The 17,231-nt window shown below is 66.4% G+C and carries 12 protein-coding genes; 10 read left to right on the top strand and 2 right to left on the bottom strand.

From position 1 onward, the window contains the following. Nucleotides 1-6: 6 nt before the first annotated feature. A complete protein-coding gene (locus GA0070614_RS18050) occupies nt 7-1,230 on the bottom strand; it encodes a helix-turn-helix domain-containing protein (RefSeq protein ID WP_172892460.1) in 1,224 nt (407 codons plus the stop codon). Between the two features lie 383 nt (nt 1,231-1,613). Between GA0070614_RS18050 and GA0070614_RS18045 the strand changes: the two genes are divergently transcribed. The 9 genes from GA0070614_RS18045 (at nt 1,614) to GA0070614_RS17985 (ending at nt 12,873) form a co-directional block, all read left to right on the top strand. Continuing rightward, nucleotides 1,614-1,871, top strand: a complete 258-nt coding sequence (locus GA0070614_RS18045) for a hypothetical protein (protein ID WP_088977066.1) — start codon at nt 1,614-1,616, stop codon at nt 1,869-1,871. Nucleotides 1,872-2,455: 584 nt separating this feature from the next. Next, the gene (locus GA0070614_RS18030; RefSeq protein ID WP_088977064.1) at nt 2,456-3,181 is read left to right on the top strand and encodes a GntR family transcriptional regulator; all 726 of its coding nucleotides are present in this window, start codon (nt 2,456-2,458) and stop codon (nt 3,179-3,181) included. A 377-nt stretch (nt 3,182-3,558) separates the two neighbouring features. Further along, nucleotides 3,559-3,987: a hypothetical protein gene (locus GA0070614_RS18020; protein WP_172892459.1), complete on the top strand. Its 429-nt coding sequence runs from the start codon at nt 3,559-3,561 to the stop codon at nt 3,985-3,987. Between the two features lie 431 nt (nt 3,988-4,418). Beyond that, nucleotides 4,419-5,807: an FtsK/SpoIIIE domain-containing protein gene (locus tag GA0070614_RS18010; protein WP_231933319.1), complete on the top strand. Its 1,389-nt coding sequence runs from the start codon at nt 4,419-4,421 to the stop codon at nt 5,805-5,807. Beyond that, nucleotides 5,804-6,430 carry a DUF2637 domain-containing protein gene (locus GA0070614_RS18005; protein ID WP_088977060.1) on the top strand — a complete coding sequence of 209 codons (627 nt, stop codon included), beginning with the start codon at nt 5,804-5,806 and terminating at the stop codon, nt 6,428-6,430. Before GA0070614_RS18010 ends, GA0070614_RS18005 begins: the two co-directional genes overlap by 4 nt. A 77-nt stretch (nt 6,431-6,507) precedes the next feature. Then, the gene (locus GA0070614_RS18000) at nt 6,508-8,220 is read left to right on the top strand and encodes a replication initiator (RefSeq protein ID WP_231933318.1); all 1,713 of its coding nucleotides are present in this window, start codon (nt 6,508-6,510) and stop codon (nt 8,218-8,220) included. 18 nt (nt 8,221-8,238) lie between these two features. Further along, nucleotides 8,239-8,532 (top strand): helix-turn-helix domain-containing protein, encoded by a 294-nt coding sequence (locus tag GA0070614_RS17995; RefSeq protein ID WP_088977058.1) that lies wholly within the window; start codon nt 8,239-8,241, stop codon nt 8,530-8,532. 11 nt (nt 8,533-8,543) lie between these two features. Beyond that, the gene (locus tag GA0070614_RS31180) at nt 8,544-10,169 is read left to right on the top strand and encodes a tyrosine-type recombinase/integrase (protein ID WP_231933317.1); all 1,626 of its coding nucleotides are present in this window, start codon (nt 8,544-8,546) and stop codon (nt 10,167-10,169) included. A 112-nt stretch (nt 10,170-10,281) separates the two neighbouring features. Further along, nucleotides 10,282-12,873 carry an HsdM family class I SAM-dependent methyltransferase gene (locus tag GA0070614_RS17985; protein WP_157745029.1) on the top strand — a complete coding sequence of 864 codons (2,592 nt, stop codon included), beginning with the start codon at nt 10,282-10,284 and terminating at the stop codon, nt 12,871-12,873. A 33-nt stretch (nt 12,874-12,906) separates the two neighbouring features. Here the strand turns inward: GA0070614_RS17985 and GA0070614_RS17980 are convergent, their stop codons facing one another. Next, nucleotides 12,907-15,051, bottom strand: coding sequence for an AIPR family protein (locus GA0070614_RS17980; protein ID WP_157745028.1), 2,145 nt, complete (start codon nt 15,049-15,051; stop codon nt 12,907-12,909). A 919-nt stretch (nt 15,052-15,970) separates the two neighbouring features. Between GA0070614_RS17980 and GA0070614_RS17975 the strand changes: the two genes are divergently transcribed. Beyond that, entirely contained in the window at nt 15,971-16,282 is a 312-nt protein-coding gene (locus GA0070614_RS17975) for a hypothetical protein (RefSeq protein ID WP_088977055.1), read from the top strand. Nucleotides 16,283-17,231: the final 949 nt, after the last annotated feature.

Genomic DNA, 17,231 nt, shown 5'->3' with positions numbered 1-17,231 from the left:
CTGGGTTCAGTCAAGCACCTTGAGCCGACGAGCCAGGTCGACCAGCTCGGCCGGCGGCTTGCCGCGCTGACGGCGTACCCAGGTCAGGGCGAGTTGTCGGCTGAGGAAGTGATGTCGCACCTGTTCGGGTGCCATCTTCTCCGCGTCGAGCAGCACGGCTTGGGCGTCGTCGACGCGGTTCCAGGAGCTGTAGGCGCGGGCGACTTCGAGTGCGTGCCGTACGCGACGTTCCATCGGTAGGCCGGCGGTGTCGACGCGCGGGCCGAGGTCGACGGCGACTTGAAGGTCGCCCAGCTCGGCGGCGGTGGCGACGCGGTGGATGGCGACGTTGGTGGGGCCGAACGCGGTCCAGAGGTGGTTGGCGTCGGCTCCGAGCTGGTTGGCGGCGTGGTCGGCGGCGTCGAGGAAGGTGCGGGTGGTGGCGGCGTCGTTGGACCGGGCGGCGGCCATCGAGCCGGACAGGAAGAGGGTTCCGTAGACGGAGAGCAGTGCTGGTGTGGCGTGCTTGAGGTGGGGCTCAAGGTAGCCGGCGGCGTCCTCGGTGAGGCGTACAGCTTCGGCGTAGCGGCCGGTGGCGTGCAGGGCGTGGCCAACCGAGCGGAACAGGGAGCCGGTGACGAGCGGGTCGCCGGTGGGGCGGACGGCGGCCAAGCCGCGGTCGGCGGCGATCCAGGCGAGGTCGCTCTCCCCGAGCTTGGTGAGCTGGGTCGCGGCCAACTGGTACGCGAGGCCGAGCAGGCGGCGGGCCTGGTCCTGGTCGTCGCCGTCGTGGTGGTCGGCGGCGGCCTGGGCGCGGTGCAGCAGGTCGGGCAGGCGGCCGGTGACGTACCCGAACCGCGAGTCTTGGTATGCGTCCCAGAGGGCACCGACCTCCTTCCTCAGCATTGCCACGCTAGGTGGCTCTGCGTCCGTGCCGTCGCCGATCGGGGCAATAGCGCGGTAGTTCATCAGGGCGGCGCGCAGCGCGGGCACGGTCTCGGTGCCACTGTCGCCGGTCCAGTCGAGCAGCGAGGGTTCGCCGAGCAGGTCGCCGAGGGACACGTCCAGGACTTCGGCCAGGGACTTGATGACGGAGAGCCGGTCCAGCTCGATCCGGTTGTTCTCGATCTTGCCCAGCCAGTCGGCGGTACGGCCGATGAGTCCGGCCAGGACCTCCTGGGACAGGCCGCGCCGCCGGCGGTACCAGCCGACACGTTCGCCGATGGTGAGGGTGTTCGTCATCCCGCGCATCGGTTCACTGTCTCCCCTCGGTCGGCTGCGACCCCGGAAGGATTTTCCGGGCTGCTGGGCGCTTTGTGCCACAACCTGTCTGCATGACGGGGCTGAACGTATCGAGCAACTGCCAATCCTGCTCAGGCGCGGGCTGGAAGTACACCCTTGCCCGTGCCGCCATCCGGGGAATGGCGCGGGGGTCGGAGCGGAGTCGTTCCCTGGCTCGGCGGTCCTGCCTGGACTGCGCGGGTTCCGGTCGCTCGGCGACCTGCTGAGGCTGGCCCGGGGTGGGTGCTGGCGTGGGACCGCGATCCGAACGACGACCCGTGAATGGCCCGCCCGCCTCGGCGCTTCGCACACCGGCGCCACGCCGGCCGGGTGTCCCGTCAGTAGGTGACCTGGTGCTCATCGACGGCCGGGCGTCGGTGCAGTTCGGCGGCGACCGAGCGCTGTACCTGCGGGTCACCTCGGTCTGCGACAAACCGACGTACCACGGCTGGGTGTGGCTCACCGGCTACTCCATCGACCCGTTAAGCGGCAAGGCGTTGGCGCGGCGGGAGGTCTTCGTGCAGATCGTCGGCCTTCAGATCCAGCGCCGCACGACCGAAAGCGCGCCGCCTCGCAACGTGGCGCCGGTGATGAGGAGACGCGGTGTTTGACGTTCGGGTACGACTCGGCGCGGTGCTGAAGATCGAGGCAGCCGATCGTCTCCTGCCGTCGGACGGGCCGGTGACGTTGTTGGTGACCGGGGTTCGGCTGGTGGCCCACCGTCCTCCGCATGATGAGTGGATCTGGGTCGAGGGGATCAGGGTCGGTCGGTCCGGCCGCCGGGGCCCGCAGACCCGGATCCTGGTACGCGCGAGCAAGCTCCCGGCCGATGGGGCGGTTCGGTGAGCATCTACCTGTCTGGCGCCGTGCGCGACCAACTCCGTGCGGCACAGGCGCAGCTTGACCAGCACACGCCGTCGAGCGCGGACGGGCGCTGCGTCGCCTGCGGTGAGGAGGGCCCGTGTGCGGAGCGTCGGGCAGCGCTGCGGGTGTTCGACCGGTACGGCTGCCTGCCGCGCCCGGTGGCCGGGCGCGTCCCGACCGGAGTCGGTGGGAGCGCCGTCGTCCTGGTCAGGGTGGTTGGCCGCAGCGGTGGAGCATGTGACGCCGAACGGCTGAGCTGATTTGTTCTGTCATGCAGACAACTCATAAGCTGCTGAGATTCATGCAGCGTTCATAGGTGGGGTGGCCCGCGATGGCGTACGAGATTCCGACGCCGAAATACCTGCGCGTGTTGAACACGCTGCGGAAGCGCATCGAGGACGGCGACTACGCGCCCGGTGCGGCACTGCCCTCGGAGAGCCAACTCTGTACGGAGTTCGGGGTCTCCCGCCCGACGGTGCTCAAGGCGCTCGGCATCCTCAAACAGGACGGCTGGATCGAGTCGCAACAGGGCAAGGGCAGCTTCGTACGCGGTCGGCCCGCCTCCGGCCGCACCTCACCGGAGTACGCGCGGGACGCGGTGGAGCTGGACGAGACCGGCGAGACGGAGATCCTGCACGTCGGCCCGGTGCTCGCCTCGCCACGTATCGCAGCGGAGTTGCAGATACCGGAGGGCACGCCGATCTACGAGCGTCGCCGCCGGACCATCTCCGAGACGGGGCCGGTAGACCTGGTGGCCACGTTCGTACCGGTGGACATCGCGGCCGGGACCGACATCACGAAGCCGAACCCGATCCCGGGCGGCCTGCTCGACCTCATCGCCCGCCACAAGGGCCTACGGGCCGACTACGCCACCGAGCGAATGACCGCCCGCCGGGTCAGCGAGGTCGAAGCGGAGGCGTTGGATGTACCGGCCGACGAGTCGGTGATGAGCGTCGTCATCACCGTGCACCAGGCGTCCGGCGACCCCATCATGACCTCGGTCCTGGTCATGCCCGGCAGCCGTCACGAGATCGAGGACACCTACGCGCTGTCCTGATCCGCTGCCGTCAACCACGCTGGCGGCAGCGGCACATCTCACCGGCAGTCCGCGTGACTCGCCCGTCTCCCCGATCGACGCACAGCTCGCTTGTCGTGCGGTCGATCCAGTAGGTCTGCCCGGATTCGATAAACACTGGCTGTTCCAGGTGGAACCACCGGTCAACAGTGTCCACCAGCGTTAGGCGCTCGGCTGTTTCCCGCGTTGGCATCACGTCCCCCTCCATGCCGGTCCTGGCAACACGGGGCCGGCTCTCCACATTGTGCAGCGGACTCGCATTCAACCTTGCTTGTGTTTACAAGCTGACGTAGCTTGTTAGCTCAACCGGTTGTCAGGAAGACGACTGGTGAGGTTGGGAGGCTTCCCAAGTGGTTCCGATGACGTTGAAGGTGCCGGTCCCGTCCGAGTACGTCTTCCCCGCCGGGGCGCTGTGCCTCGGGGTGTCGCCGCAGATCGATTTTGAGCGGCGGGGTGAGGCGGACAACCAGGCGCGGGACAAGGAGACCGGCGAGCGGGTCTGGGTGGTGCGGGTGATGGACCTGGACCCGGAGGCCGGGAAGTTCGGTCGGTCGACCGAGGTGAAGGTCAAGGTGGTCGCCGGGCAGCAGCCGGTGCCGCCGCCGTCGACCGTGCCGGGTTACCCGCCTGCGGTGGAGTTCGAGGGCCTGACCCTGACCCCGTATGTGGATTCGCAGCGGTGCAAGCCGGGTCGCTCGTCGGGTGACTGTCGCTCGCGGATGGCGTACTCGCTGCGGGCTACCGCGATCCGGCCGGCGTCGACCGTGCCGGGTTCGGTGGCGGCCTGATCGGCTGTCGTTTGGCGCGCGGGGCGGGTCGTTTCCCCGCCAAGAGTCCCGGCCCGTCCCGCGCTCTCCCATCCCTCACCTGATGAAGGAGGGCGTGATGCCCACGGTAGTTCCCCCTGCTCTGATCCCCTTGCGTGGCCGCTGCTTGTCGGGGCGGTGGTCCTGATGTCCCGTACTCGCCTGGTCGGCCTACGGCACGCCTACCGGGAGGTGGAGGCCACGCTCCGGTCGGCGCTGCGGCTGTCGCCGGCTTCGGCCCGGGTGTGTGCGATTCGCTGTCCGCACTGCTGCCGGTGGGTGAAGCCGCGCCGGTTCGACGTGCGGCGGATGTCCTGCCGCTCGTGCATCTCGACCCTGGCCCGTCCGGATCGGGGCGGTGACCTGTGCCTCTGATCAACATCATTCCGGGGGAGAAGATCCCCGTGGCGCCGATGAACGTGCGTCTTCCCGCGTGGCGGGTTCCGGGCTGGCTGCTGGTGTTCTGGTGGCTGGCCCGGGGCCTGTTCCGGTTGACCGTCCTGGCGGTGCGGTACTGGTGGCTTACCGCACCGGCCGTGCTCGTCCTGTGGGTGCGCGCCGAGTTCGGCGGCCTGGTCCTGGCCGGCGTCGTACTCGCCCTCGTCACCGGCTGTGCCGCCTGGTGGCGGTGGCATCCGGGGTCGTGGCTGCGCTTCGGCTGGTACCCGCTCGTCAGCCGGGTCCGGGCGCTGGTCGTCTACCGGCGGCGGTGGGCGTCCGTGATGGCCACCTGCGGGCTGGCGACGGCGTTCGCCGGTGACCGGTACGTGCCGCAGCTGCTGCGGGTGCGCTGTGATCGGTACGGCGATGAGGTGACGGTGCGGATGTTGCCGGGGCAGATCCCCGATGACTGGGGGCAGGCCGCGGAACGCCTCGCCTACGCCTTCCGCCTCCGTGCTGGGCAGGCCCGCTCGGCGGCCCGGCCGGATCGGGTGGTGCTGCGGTTCGTCCGTCGTGACCCGCTCGCCGGGATCGTGGCGCCGCTGCCGGTGCCCGAGGTGCCGGACCTGGACGGGCTCGCCCTCGGCGTCGATGAGGACGGGCAGCCGTATCGGCTGCGGCTTGCCGGGTCGCATGTGCTGATCGCGGGGGCGACGGGGTCGGGCAAGGGATCGGTGCTGTGGTCGCTGATCCGGTCCCTGGCCGGCGGTATCCGGTCGGGGTTGGTGGAGCTGTGGGCGTTCGACCCGAAGGGCGGGATGGAGTTGGCGGCCGGGGTGCCGCTGTTCGCCCGGTTCGCCTACGACGACCCCGACGGCATGGCCGGCGTCCTGGAAGAGGCAGTCAAGCGGATGCGGCTGCGGGCGGCTCGCCTGCGTGGGGTGACCCGTCAGCATGTGCCGACGCCGGAGGAGCCGCTGATCGTTTTGGTCGTCGACGAGCTGGCCGCGCTGACCGCGTACATCACCGATCGGAAGGTCCGTGACCGGATCAAGGAGTCCCTCGGGCTACTGCTGTCGCAGGGTCGTGCGGTCGGGGTGCATGTGGTGGCGGCGTTGCAGGACCCGCGCAAGGACGTGCTGCCGTTTAGGGACCTGTTCCCCACCCGCATTGGACTGCGGCTGACCGAGCCGGAGCAGGTGGACATGGTCCTCGGCGACGCCGCCCGCGACCGGGGAGCCCTCTGCGACCGCATCCCCGAATCCACCCCTGGCGTCGGGTTCGTCGTACTCGACGGCGTGCGCGAACCGGTCCGGGTCCGCTTCGCCTACCTCACCGACGACGACATCCGCCAGCTCGGCCGCGACTACCGCCGCCTCTGCGACAACACCGACAACGACGGGCAGGAGGTGACCCGGTGAAGGCAGACACCGAACGCGTGGAAGGCGTGGTCCTGGTGCTCATCGTCCTGACCGTGGGCGGGCTGGCCGGAGCAGCGTCCTTCACCCACGTCCACGACTGGACCATGGCCAACTCCCCCACCGGAACCGGCGACTGGTTCGGCTGGGCCAATGCCGCCATCTCCGAACTGCTGCCCCTGGCGGCGCTGCTGACCATCCGCCAGCGACGCCGCACCGGCGGCCCGGTCGGCTACCCGCTGTTCCTGCTCGTCTGCGCCGTCGCACTGTCCCTGGCGGCGCAGCTCGCGGTGGCGAAACCGAGCCTGTCCGGCTGGCTGCTGTCCGCCGTCCCCGCCCTGGCGTTCCTCGGCCTGTCCAAGCTCGTCTTCTCCACCACCCCCACCGCTCCGGCGCCCGTCGACGAGCCGGCCGACACCAGCGGCTGGGGTGAGGTGCCGCCCGGCTACGACCCGATGGAGGATCACTCGCCCGCCGCTGTCGAGACCGTCGACAACCGCCCGCCGGTGATCGCCGAACAAGTCCCGCAGACGGTGCCGGTGCAGCGGCCGGGGCTGGTGCCCGTGCCGGCGGCAGCGTTCACGGCCCGCAACGGCACCCCGCAGACCCTGGCGGGTGACCGGTGAGCCAACTGCCACTCATCCCCACGCCCCCTGCCGGTGACGGTGTCGAGCGGCCTCGGCCGGGGTCGCGGGCGGACCGGATGCGTAAGCCCCTCGCAAAGGACGCGCTCAAGCAGCTCGCCGAGCAACACGGCGTCTGCGTCCGCCCCCTCGCGCTGCGCCGCACCGACACCGCCACCGGCCTCACCGAGGTCGTCGAAGTCCCCTGCGGGGCGACCCTCGCCGTCAAGTGCAAGCCGTGCGCAGAGCGGGGCCAGCGGCTGCGTATCCAGCAGATCCGCGAAGGCTGGCACCTCGCCGACGAACCCGCCGTCCGCCCCGACAAGCCCGGTGAAGACGTACTCGCGCTCGTCCGGGTGCGGGCGCACCTGGAATTCGAACGCGAAGCCGTCCAGTACCAGCCGATGAGCCCCGACGAGCGGGCCGCGCACCTGGCCGAGATCGACGCCGCGATAGCCGAGCTGGACGAAGCACTCGCCGAAACCAGCCTGCGCGGTCACCTCACCCCCAAGGAGCGCGACGAGCGACCCCGCCGCAAGCGGTCGACTCGGCGGCGGCAGGATTCGCCGGACCTGCCCCGGCTGCCCGTCGACCCGCGCACGGTCGGCCGCGCCTACTCCGGCCGGGCCGGCAAGACACACCGGCCGTCGATGCTCGTTACCCTCACCCTGGGCTCTCACGGGCCGGTGCACTCCCACCTACGGCGCGGCGCCTACGTCGCCCCCTGCGAATGCGGCACCCGGCACGGCCCTAACGATGACGTGCTCGGCACCCCGGTCGACCCGACGAGCTACGACTACCGGCGCGCGGCCCTGGACGCGATCCACTTCGCCCGGGTCCTCGACCGGTGGTGGCAGAACGTCCGCCGCGCCGCCGGCTGGAACATCCAATACGCCGGAGCGGTGGAGCTGCAACGGCGACTCGCCCCACATGCGCACTTCGCCATCCGGGGCACGCTTCCGCGCCGGCTGCTTAAGCAGGTCGCGGCGGCCACCTACCACCAGGTGTGGTGGCCGCCCTTCGACGACCTCACCTACCCGGTCGACAAGCCGCCGGTCTGGGACGTCGACCGACAGGCGTACGTCGACCCGAAGACCCGCGAGCCGCTGCCCACCTGGGGAGAGGCGCTCGACGCCCTGGAGGAGCCCGACAGCCGCCCCGCCTATGTCGCCCGACTCGGCCGCATCGACGCGCGCGGCATCGAGCAGGGCACCACGGATGCGGAGCGGTCGATCCGGTACGTGACCAAGTACGTCACCAAGGACTTGACCGACCAGGCCAAGCCGCGCTCCGACGCGCAGAAGGCCCACTTCGACCGCCTGCACGCAGAGCTGTCCGTCCTGCCGTGCTCGCCGACGTGCGCCAACTGGCTGCTCTACGGCGTCCAGCCGGACGGGGTCAAGGCGGGCTTGACCCCCGGACGGTGCACGGGGAAGGTGCACCAGCGCTCCACCCTCGGCTTCACCGGCCGCCGCGTGCTCGTCTCCCGACAGTGGTCCGGCAAGACCCTCGCCGACCACCGCGCCGACAACCGGGCCTGGGTCCGCGCCATCCTCGCCGGCGGCATGGCCGACACCGAAGAGCACGACCAGGCCGCCGACGAGGCAGACGGATCGAAGCGGTACCGGTTCGAACTCGCCCGGCCCGAAGACCCCGACGTGCCGCCACTGGAACACCGCCTCCTGCGCGCGATATCCGCCCGCATCCGCTGGCGCGCAGACCTAGACACCGCAGGGCTACGAACAGCCGCCGCCGTTTCGGCAGCCGAACAACCCGCCGCGCTCGCGGCCTGAACTCCTGGGGAGGAATTCTTGTCCATCGTCGTGCCGTTCGCGCCTCGGCAGTCCGGGCCTCGTGCTGGCGAAGTCGCGTCTGACGACTACCCGCCTCGGCCGGTCCGGGCCGTCTACACGGTCAAGGAAGTGGCCGTGATGCTGTCGCTGTCGGTCAGTTCGGCCTATGCCCTGGTCCGGGCCGGGCAGATCCCCGCCGAGCGGCTGGGGCGGCGCTGGGTGGTGCCGCGTAGCCGTTTCCACGCCTGGCTGGACGGTGCCTCCGGCGAGCTTTCGGCAACGGGCACCGACGCGCCGCGCGGGGGCTGGTGATCGTGGGCTTCGTGAGCAAGACGCCGGCCGGGACGTACCGGGCGAACTGGCGTGACTCGGCCAACCGGCAGAAGGCGAAGACGTTCCGCACCAAGAAGGAGGCGAATGCCTTCCTGGCCGAGGTGGAGGGCGCAATCAACCGGGGCACGTATGTCGACCCGCACGCGGGGCGCATGCGGTTCGGGGAGTTCGTGACGCGCTGGCTGGCCGGGCGGTCGGTGGAGGCGCGGACGGCCGAGCGGACGGATTCGATGCTGCGGGCGCATCTGCTTCCGCAGTGGGCTGACTGGCCGTTGGCAAAGATCGACTACCTGGCAGTGCAGGAGTGGGTGACCAACCTTGGCCGGACCCTGGCGCCCTCGACGACGGCGAAGCACCTCGGCATGCTGTCGATGATCATGCAGACAGCGATCCGGGCGCGGCTGATCGCGGTCAACCCGTGCGAGGGCGTGCGGGTGCCGCACAACCGGGCGCGTGAGGCTCGCGCTGGCACCATCAGCCGGGAGGCGTTCTTCGGCCGGCTGCTGCCTGCCGTTCCGGCCGATCACCGGGGGATCGTGTGTGCCGCCGCCGGGGCGGGGCTGCGCTGGGGTGAGTGCGCGGGCCTGCCGTGGGAGGCGGTCGACCTCGATCGAGGGCTGCTGCATGTCGCCCAGGTGGCGGTGGAGACCCACGGCGGGATCGTGCTGCGGGCGTACCCGAAGACTCGGGCCGGCGTGCGGGCGGTGCCGATGCCGCCGTTCCTCGTCGACGAGCTGCGGCGGCAGCGCGGGGCCGGCTCGCCGGACGGCCGGGCGTTGGTCTTCGCCGACCGGGACGGCGGGCCGCAGCGGCGGTCGAACTTCCGGCGGCGGGTGTGGCTGCCGTCGCTGGTGCGGGCCGGCCTGCTCGGCCGGGTCGCCCAGGTGGCGCCGGGCCGGTGGCTGGCGGTGTGGCCGGATCGGGGCGGCCGGGAGCAGCGGGCGGAGTTCGCCACGGAGACGGCGGCGGTGACGCACGCGGCGACCTCGGCGGTCGGCGGCCTGCGGTTCCACGACCTGCGGCACTCGTACATCACGTGGCTGGTGACGGACGGGGTGCCGGTCAACGTGGTGCGGCGGGTGGTGGGGCACGAGAAGGCGTCGACGACGCTGGACCGGTACACGCACACGCCCGAGGACTACGCCGACCGGGTGCGGCTGACGTTCGCTGACGATTCGCTGACTTTCCGTCTGTCGCCCCGCCCGGCCGACCTGGGAGACGCGCTGTCATCTGGGCCGGAAGGGGCCCGGGAAAGGGACGACCCCCGTCGGGGGGATGCGGTCTCAAGCTGTCGGCCGCTGCCAGCCGGTGGCACCCCGCGTCGGCGAGCAGGTAGCGAGCGTCATCGGTCGACGTTCAGGGTCGACCCGCACCGATGCTCGTGCTGCCTTCTTGCTGCCTCGCTGCCTGACGCCTCGCTTACAAGCTCCGCCCATCGCACCCCCGCAAGACCGAGAGTGGCTGCACGCTCGGAGTCACGCCTAAGCCAGCGCCCGTCAGCACACAGCTGTCCGGCTCCGTTGCGGTCAACGCCACTGTCCGCAGCAGTGCATTCCTTGTCACGACACACGAGGTCGATCGCGTCCCTGGATGGTGGCTGTGGCAGGCTCGGTTGATCCGGGGCGTGTGCCGGCCTCCAACGGTGGGGCACAGGGGCGGTCCGGCAGGCCAACGCCGTCTGGAGTAGTTGCAGAACGGTACAGGAACAGGGCTAGGAGAGCGGCGCGCATGTCTTCCGGGCTTACGCTGATATGTCCCATCCGCGGACGCCTGAAGGCAAAGGCACGCAGCAAGGACGGCCTTACCCCCAGCGAAGAACGCTTCCGGGTTGACGCCATTCGTCATCTGATTCGCAGCGGCTACCCCAAGGAACACTTCGTCATCGAGGCAGTAATCAAGCGCTTTGGAAACAGCGGCAGGAGCAGCTTCCGTGCTGACTTCGCAGTGCTTGATGTTCCTGCCGCTGCCATCAACACAAGCAATCCCGACGAAGTCCTAGAGCACGCCCTGTTGCTCGCCGAGATCAAGCGGGATAACGCCGACGCGGCCAACGCCGCAGCCTTCCAGGTGAAGCCGATGCTGGACTTCGCCGTCCGGAGCAACTGCGTCGCTTTGTACTGGGACAACGTCGAGCAACGTGTCTACTGGCTAGAGCGCAACGCAGGGGTTAAGCAGTATCGGGAGGCTCCACTCGCAGACCTTCCCCCATTCGGAGGGACTCCGGGCGTCCGCCCACTGACATTCGCAACCATTGATGACCAGAAGCCGCTCCTTGGAGTGTTCGCTCGCATCGAGGACATCCTTCACGCTTCGGCACTCGGCCCCATGAAGCGTTTCACAGTCATGCTCCAGCTCCTGCTCGCGAAGCTTCATGACGAGCATGAGCATCAAGAACGCCCCGAAACCCCTCTGACCTTCCAGGATTTCTCGGCGTTAAGCATCCGCGGCGACATCGCGTTGTCTGAACTGAACCGGCTGCTGGCAAAGGCGGTCGGCTACTACCAGACGTTTCTTCCGGAGCCCATTCCGGCTCAATTTTTCGTCAACGGCGAAACTCTCGTCGAGATTTCAAAAGTCTTGGCCCCCACCAAAATCGTGTCCATGAAGCGTAGTGTCATCCAAGACTTCTACATGTACTTCGCTAGGCACATCTACAAGTGGGACCTTGCACAGTACTTCACTCCAACATCCCTCACTGAATTCATCGTCGAGGTACTAAATCCTGGGTTTGCGGAGCATGTCAAGGATCCCGCTTGCGGTAGTGCCGACTTTCTTACGGCTGCGTTTCGCCGCGGTCAGGCTCGTTGGCCCAACTATGCGAGCAACATCTGGGGCAGCGATATCTCCGCCGAAGCTGTACAAGTCGCCACTCTCAATATGATTCTTAACGGTGACGGCCGCAGCAATATCCGACGAGAGGACTCGCTCGCGACAATCCGGGAAACCGAGAAGTCGACTGATATCGTCATCTGCAACCCACCCTTCGGGACGCGGATCGTTGAACGAAACAAAGCCGTCCTGTCCCAGTTCGACATGGGTTACGAGTGGGGCCGTTCGCCCCTCGGGGGATTCGAGAGAACGAACGAAGTGCTCGAAACCCAGGAGAGCGGAATACTGTTCGCCGAAGCATGTGTCAGGATGCTTCGGCCTGGCGGACGAATGGCCTTGGTCGTCCCGAACGGCTACTTGGGAAACCGCTCCATCCGGTACTCGGCGCTTCGCGAGTGGATTCTGCGGCATTGCCGTGTCATGGTTATCGTTGCGCTACCTCGCTTCACCTTCAAAGGCTCCGGCGCGGACGTCTCGGCCAGCATCATCTTCTGCGAGAAGCGCCCATCGCCCCTGTCAGATTCCTCGCAGGACGGCGACTACGACGTGTGCGTCGAAATCATCGACCGCGTCGGTTGGATGACGGGAGACAAGAAGGCAGCTCCACTGTTCCGGCGGGATCAGTCTGACGGAACGTTCCTCCTTGACGAGGAGGGCCAGCTGATTCCAGACAGCGACTTCGACGAAGCCCTGCGGCGAATTCGCACGAGCGACGCCGCAGTCTTCGCTCCTTGGCTAACCAGAGGACTCAGCGATCAAGACGGTGCCGGGGGACCGGGTTGGACGGTACCGATTACCGACATTACTGCTGACAGCTATCGCACGCTCGACCCAAAGCGGCTCTGCAGGAAGTTTGCTGAACTTAGGGCGGAAATCAGGTCGCGGGAGTTTTTCGCAGTCGGTGACGTTGTCCGCTTCATTCCGGAACGGACTTCCAGTTGGGGGACCAAGCTCCGATTTGAGCCGTCCCGAGTTTATCGGCACGTCGAGATTCAAGATGTCGAGACGGGCTCCTATCGCTGGCATGAGCGCCGTGGGTGGGAACTCCCTCAGCGTGCGCGCCACCTTGCCGAGCCCGGAGACATTTTTGTCGGTGGAATCCGTAATAGCGTCCGAAAGTGGTTTCTTGTGGGGCGAGAAGCCACTGACCTAGTCGTGACCAATGGGATGCACCGTATGCGAGTCAAGGCCGGTAAGGAGGAATACCTCCTCGATCTCGTCGTAGGGCTTTGCTCCGAGGCGTACCGAGTACAGATGAGGGGTCTTGCGCGTGGGGCAGACGGTCTTGCCGAGATCGCGTCTGAAGATGTTGAGCAAGTGCTCCTGCCGAGGATTACCGATGCGAGTGCGCGAACCGAGATTTGGCCGTTCCTAGATCAGCTCCTGTCGGGCCAAGTCAGCATTGACGCCATGGTGAATCTGCTACTCACCCGCGGGCGACTCCCTCTCCCCCGCCCGCGGCCGCAGCCGGACCACACAGCACTCTTGTAGTTCGTGTGTCCGGCTGCGGCAACCGCTGTGCTCCTACTCTTCGTCCGTCCCCAGGTCGTCGTCCTCTTCCTGGTATGCCTCGTCTTCCTGCCGTGCCCGCTCTGCTAGCTCCACCAGCGAGCCCTTACCCGGCCAGTACCACCGGGCCGTGCCTTGGACGGCGCGGGGAGGTGCCCCTGTTGCCAGTTCCAGCATTCGAGTGACCAAGCCGGTCGGGGAGTAGTACTGGTCATCGGCAAGCCATCGCAAGGGAGCCCTTCGGTTACTGCTGCTCCAAGCGGCAAGACCTCGCTGTGGATTCTCTTTCACCCACGGCGCCAGCGCGGCTCGTTCAGTGCGGTTTACACCGCGGAATTCGAGGACCGTACCGTCAGGTATGAAGCCTGCGTCGAACAAGATCGCGACGGCGTTCATCCGGCGACCAGTCGTGGTTGACCTATACGGTCGTGGCATCTCCGGCGTGACCGCCTGGGGATTCGCCATCTGCTCAAGAACATCTCGAACGACTTTTCTGCTGCGTTCGGAGCTCTTGCATGTCGCGATCACGTAGCTTGATGGCCCAAACTCCTGGTCAATCATTCTCGCCAGCCAGAGAAATGCCGTCCTGGTCAGTTCAGGGATTTGAACCGCTGCGTGTTTCCAATCCGGGTCCGCCATAGGGTCATCGGTCTTTGAAAGGTCGAGCCCAAGCTTTTGGAAGATGATATGCGCTATAAGGAGGTCGCCGTAAAGCGTAACAGCCGCTTTTCGGCCAGTAAGCGTCCTCCCCAATGTCTCCAGCTCAGACCGCACCGCCCGCAGCACGAGCACGCAGCGCCAGACACGGTAAGCGTTCGGGTGCGTACCAAAGATCGCGTGGTAAGTCCGGTCTTCCCAGAGCAGTTCCTCCTCTCGCTTTGCGCGAGCGGCATATTCAGGGCTTTTATGTGCGCAGGCAAGAGCAACCGCAGCCTCATCGATGGAACAGCCGTCGTCCGGCTCCGGGCTTTGCTCTCCGCGTTTGATGACGTACTTCTTGCCGAGCGCCCTTGCGAAGTCTTCCCTCAGCCTGTGCTGACCATGGTCAAGCGCCCTAAAGTCGCGGGTCTCAACCCTGTTCTGCGTATTGGTCTTCTGTGTGACCTGCTCGCCAAATCCGTCAGGGCAGCTCTCAAGAGATATTAGACGCACCAAAACCTGGCCGGGGTTAGGCGTGCCGACTCCTCCTTGCCTGAGCGCCCGATGGATTGCCGCAACGGTCTGTGCGCCGTTAACTACGCTGGCACCGACAATTTTGAAATCACCGGGACCCCCAGGGGAAGGAAGGAAGCGCGGAGTCTTGGCCACAGAATCGCACAATACAGTAATGCCGTTATTGAAGTACCAGAACTTTTCCGGATGATTGCGCAACGTGTCTACGATTGAAACGTTGACATCGGTTAGGTCTAGCGAATCTCTAATGTTCTTGCTGAAAAGCGTGCGTCCATGCTCGTCGTACCAGTTAGCAATGTCGGCTACCGCCATCGACCCGTAATAAGCCTCGTATGGCTCCTTCTGGATATTCCACCCTTCCAGCCGGGCATCTAGATCGATTTGAGGCTGCGCAGCGTCGCCGAGTATCGCCTGGTAGAAATGCTTAAGACCAAGGATTCGGAGATCAACCATCGGTTTAGCAAAGTTAAGCTTGTCGCACTCTTCTTGAAGAACTGACATCACATCTTCGTGCAACCTGGTGTTGCCTAAAAGCGCGATGACCAGAGTGATCTGAACGCCCCTGATGCCGAGCACCCTGTCGACGTCAGGAGCGAGGGACTGGAACTTACTGTTGAACTTTTCGTACTCGCTGTTGAGGATTTTCTGCATGCCGCGAATGAATTGCAGAGCCTCGTCCTGCTTGAGGCTGGCGTTGCCGCTTTCGGCCCACTTCGTCTGCACCAACCAAAGCCGCGGGGCCTTCTCTGGCGCAGAGATTGCAACTGCATCAATGCCTTGGTCCTGCCCCCCGTCGATTACCGCGGCGGCAGCCTCTTGATCTGTGCAGCCGGTTTCAATCTGGACAGCAAGTGCAGTGAGCGCGCGACTGCGGAAAATTGGACGCCGCCGGTCCTCGGTGGCTTGTGCCCAATCCGACATGTCGAGTAGGCTCTCAAATTTTTCGGTGACTGCTTCCCGAATGTGCCGAACTTGAATCGGGTTCAACTTGGACTCCCCAAGCCCTCGTTCCCACCAGCGCCCCGGCTGATCGCATTGACGATCCATGCTCTGTGGTGGGAATGTCCGTGTCAACAGTCGTTCGTCCCAACTACACCAACCGCCATCCCAGTGTCCGTCGCCGACCCGCCCTCGGCCCGCCACGTCAAGCAGGTCTTGACGTAGGTTCGGACGTTGGCGGGCCGGGTGGCATACTGCTCGGCTTGCCCGGGTTGTTGGCAGGCTTGATGGCCTTGCCGAAGCGAACGATTGATGCCGATGGCTTGTCCCCAACGATGGGTGGCGCCTGGTGCCCCGTCCCGGCGTTAGACCCGGGGCGGCTTGACTCGCGGTCGCGATGCCTCAGGTTCAGAGGTAGATCAAGGTCCTGTCATTCGGGAGCGTCATCGATCACATGACCCCGTGGGATGTCGAGGACGGTGCTGGTCCCCCTCGACGGAGACGGGTTGGCGACAACGGTCGGATTTTGCCTGGGCAAGTTGGCTCGGGCATCAGCTCTCGCGGACAGCGCCGTAGCACTGTTGGAGCAAGAGCTCCCTCAGCTGGGCCGTCATCCTTAGCGGTGACAGCCTTGCGAAGTTTGGGGATCTCTCTGCCAGTAGAGCTAGCGTCGAGATCGCTTCATCCTGGCACCGGGCGCGCAATGTTGGATTCCCCACAGTGGACGATCTGAAGATCGGGCATAGCACCCGCTACCAGCGCCGCCCCAGCCTCGTTAATCACGCAAAGCGTGACGAACCGGACGCGACGCGCGTACATGTCGTTCGCGCGCTTGTTGACAGTGGAGGTACGTTATTGGTTCAACCGAGCGACAAACTGACTACAGACAGTTAAAGTGGACTACTTTCGCAAAGGATCGGGTGCCTGCAAAGACTGGGTATTCCGATCTACAAGCGGAGGGGGAGAGATGGACCAGGAATTCCGGGACCTCATCGACTCGCTCGGCAACATGACTGCTGATCGCGTGCGGGATTTTCCGGTGTCCAAGATCCGGATTGTCGCCAACGAGGACCTTTGCACCGCTCAGGTGACGGCGTTCGTAACGCATGCCCTCACCGACAAGGAGTACACGGCACTCATGACACGAATGATCGGCGCTCGGGAGTTCTACTTTGACGAGCTGTCGATTGGATTCTCGATCAGCCTAGGCGAGACCGAGGATTTTGACGGGACAGCGGAAGCCGCTGGCTCCCGTGAGTTCGCGTACTCCGGCTGCTGACCGTGACCCGGCCGGTCTTGCAGGCTGCCGATCACACCGCTCGGGCAGCAATCCACCACCAGACCGCCGACTCGTTGCTTGCGAGAAGCGAGGAATGGGCGGCGGTCTGCTACTTCTATGGCTCCCTCCACAGGGTTCGCGCTGCGCTGCTGGCTGACCCAATCTTTGGAGACCCTCGACGCCTAGCGGCTAAGCATACCCAACTCCAAGCCAGTGACGCTCACTGCACTAAGCACATGGGGTATACGAAGAGGTTTCCGAACGGGCGGAGGAAGAGGGTTTGGGGGCTGAACGAACTAGTGTTCCTCCTCTACCCTGCGGTCGCTCCAAGCTATGAGCTTTTGTACAATTCCTCTCTTGAAGTGCGTTACCAGCAAGGACTCGCGACGCTTTCCCTTCAGGGCGCCTCTGGACACGCTGATTTCATTCGTGAGGAGTTCGTACGAGGGAACCTGCGCGCCTAGCCGTAGTCTGCACCCAGCGCTAGGTTGCCATCCCGTATGCCATCGACCCGCCCTCTCCGGGAGCGGGCCACCGCCCGGCCCGCCACGTCAAGACGGCCTTGACGTAAGTTCGGACGCTGGCGGGTCGGGCGGTGGTCTGCTCGGCTCGCCCGGGTCGACGGCGGGCGGGATGGCTCCCACCGTGACCACTCACGGACCGCGACGCGCCGACGGGCCCCGGCCATCCTGGAGCCGGAGCGCCCCCGCCGGAGGCGCAGTAGCCGCAACCCCCGCTATCACCCGGCAGCCGCCGACGCGGCCGGCGTGCGCTTCCCTACGCCGCGCGGGCTCGTGGGCCGCGCGGCCCGGGCGGCTGCCGGCCCACCACCGGCCGGTCAACGGCCCTGTCGTCATGCGGCGGCCCACCGGGCTTCCCGCTCTCCGCGCCAGCCGCCGGGCGTGTTGCGTGGCCGGAGTCGGAGCGCCAGCGGAGCGACGGACGCGCG

The organism is Micromonospora coxensis, from assembly GCF_900090295.1.
GTDB lineage: Bacteria > Actinomycetota > Actinomycetes > Mycobacteriales > Micromonosporaceae > Micromonospora > Micromonospora coxensis.
This window is presented reverse-complemented; position numbering and strand designations above follow the sequence as displayed.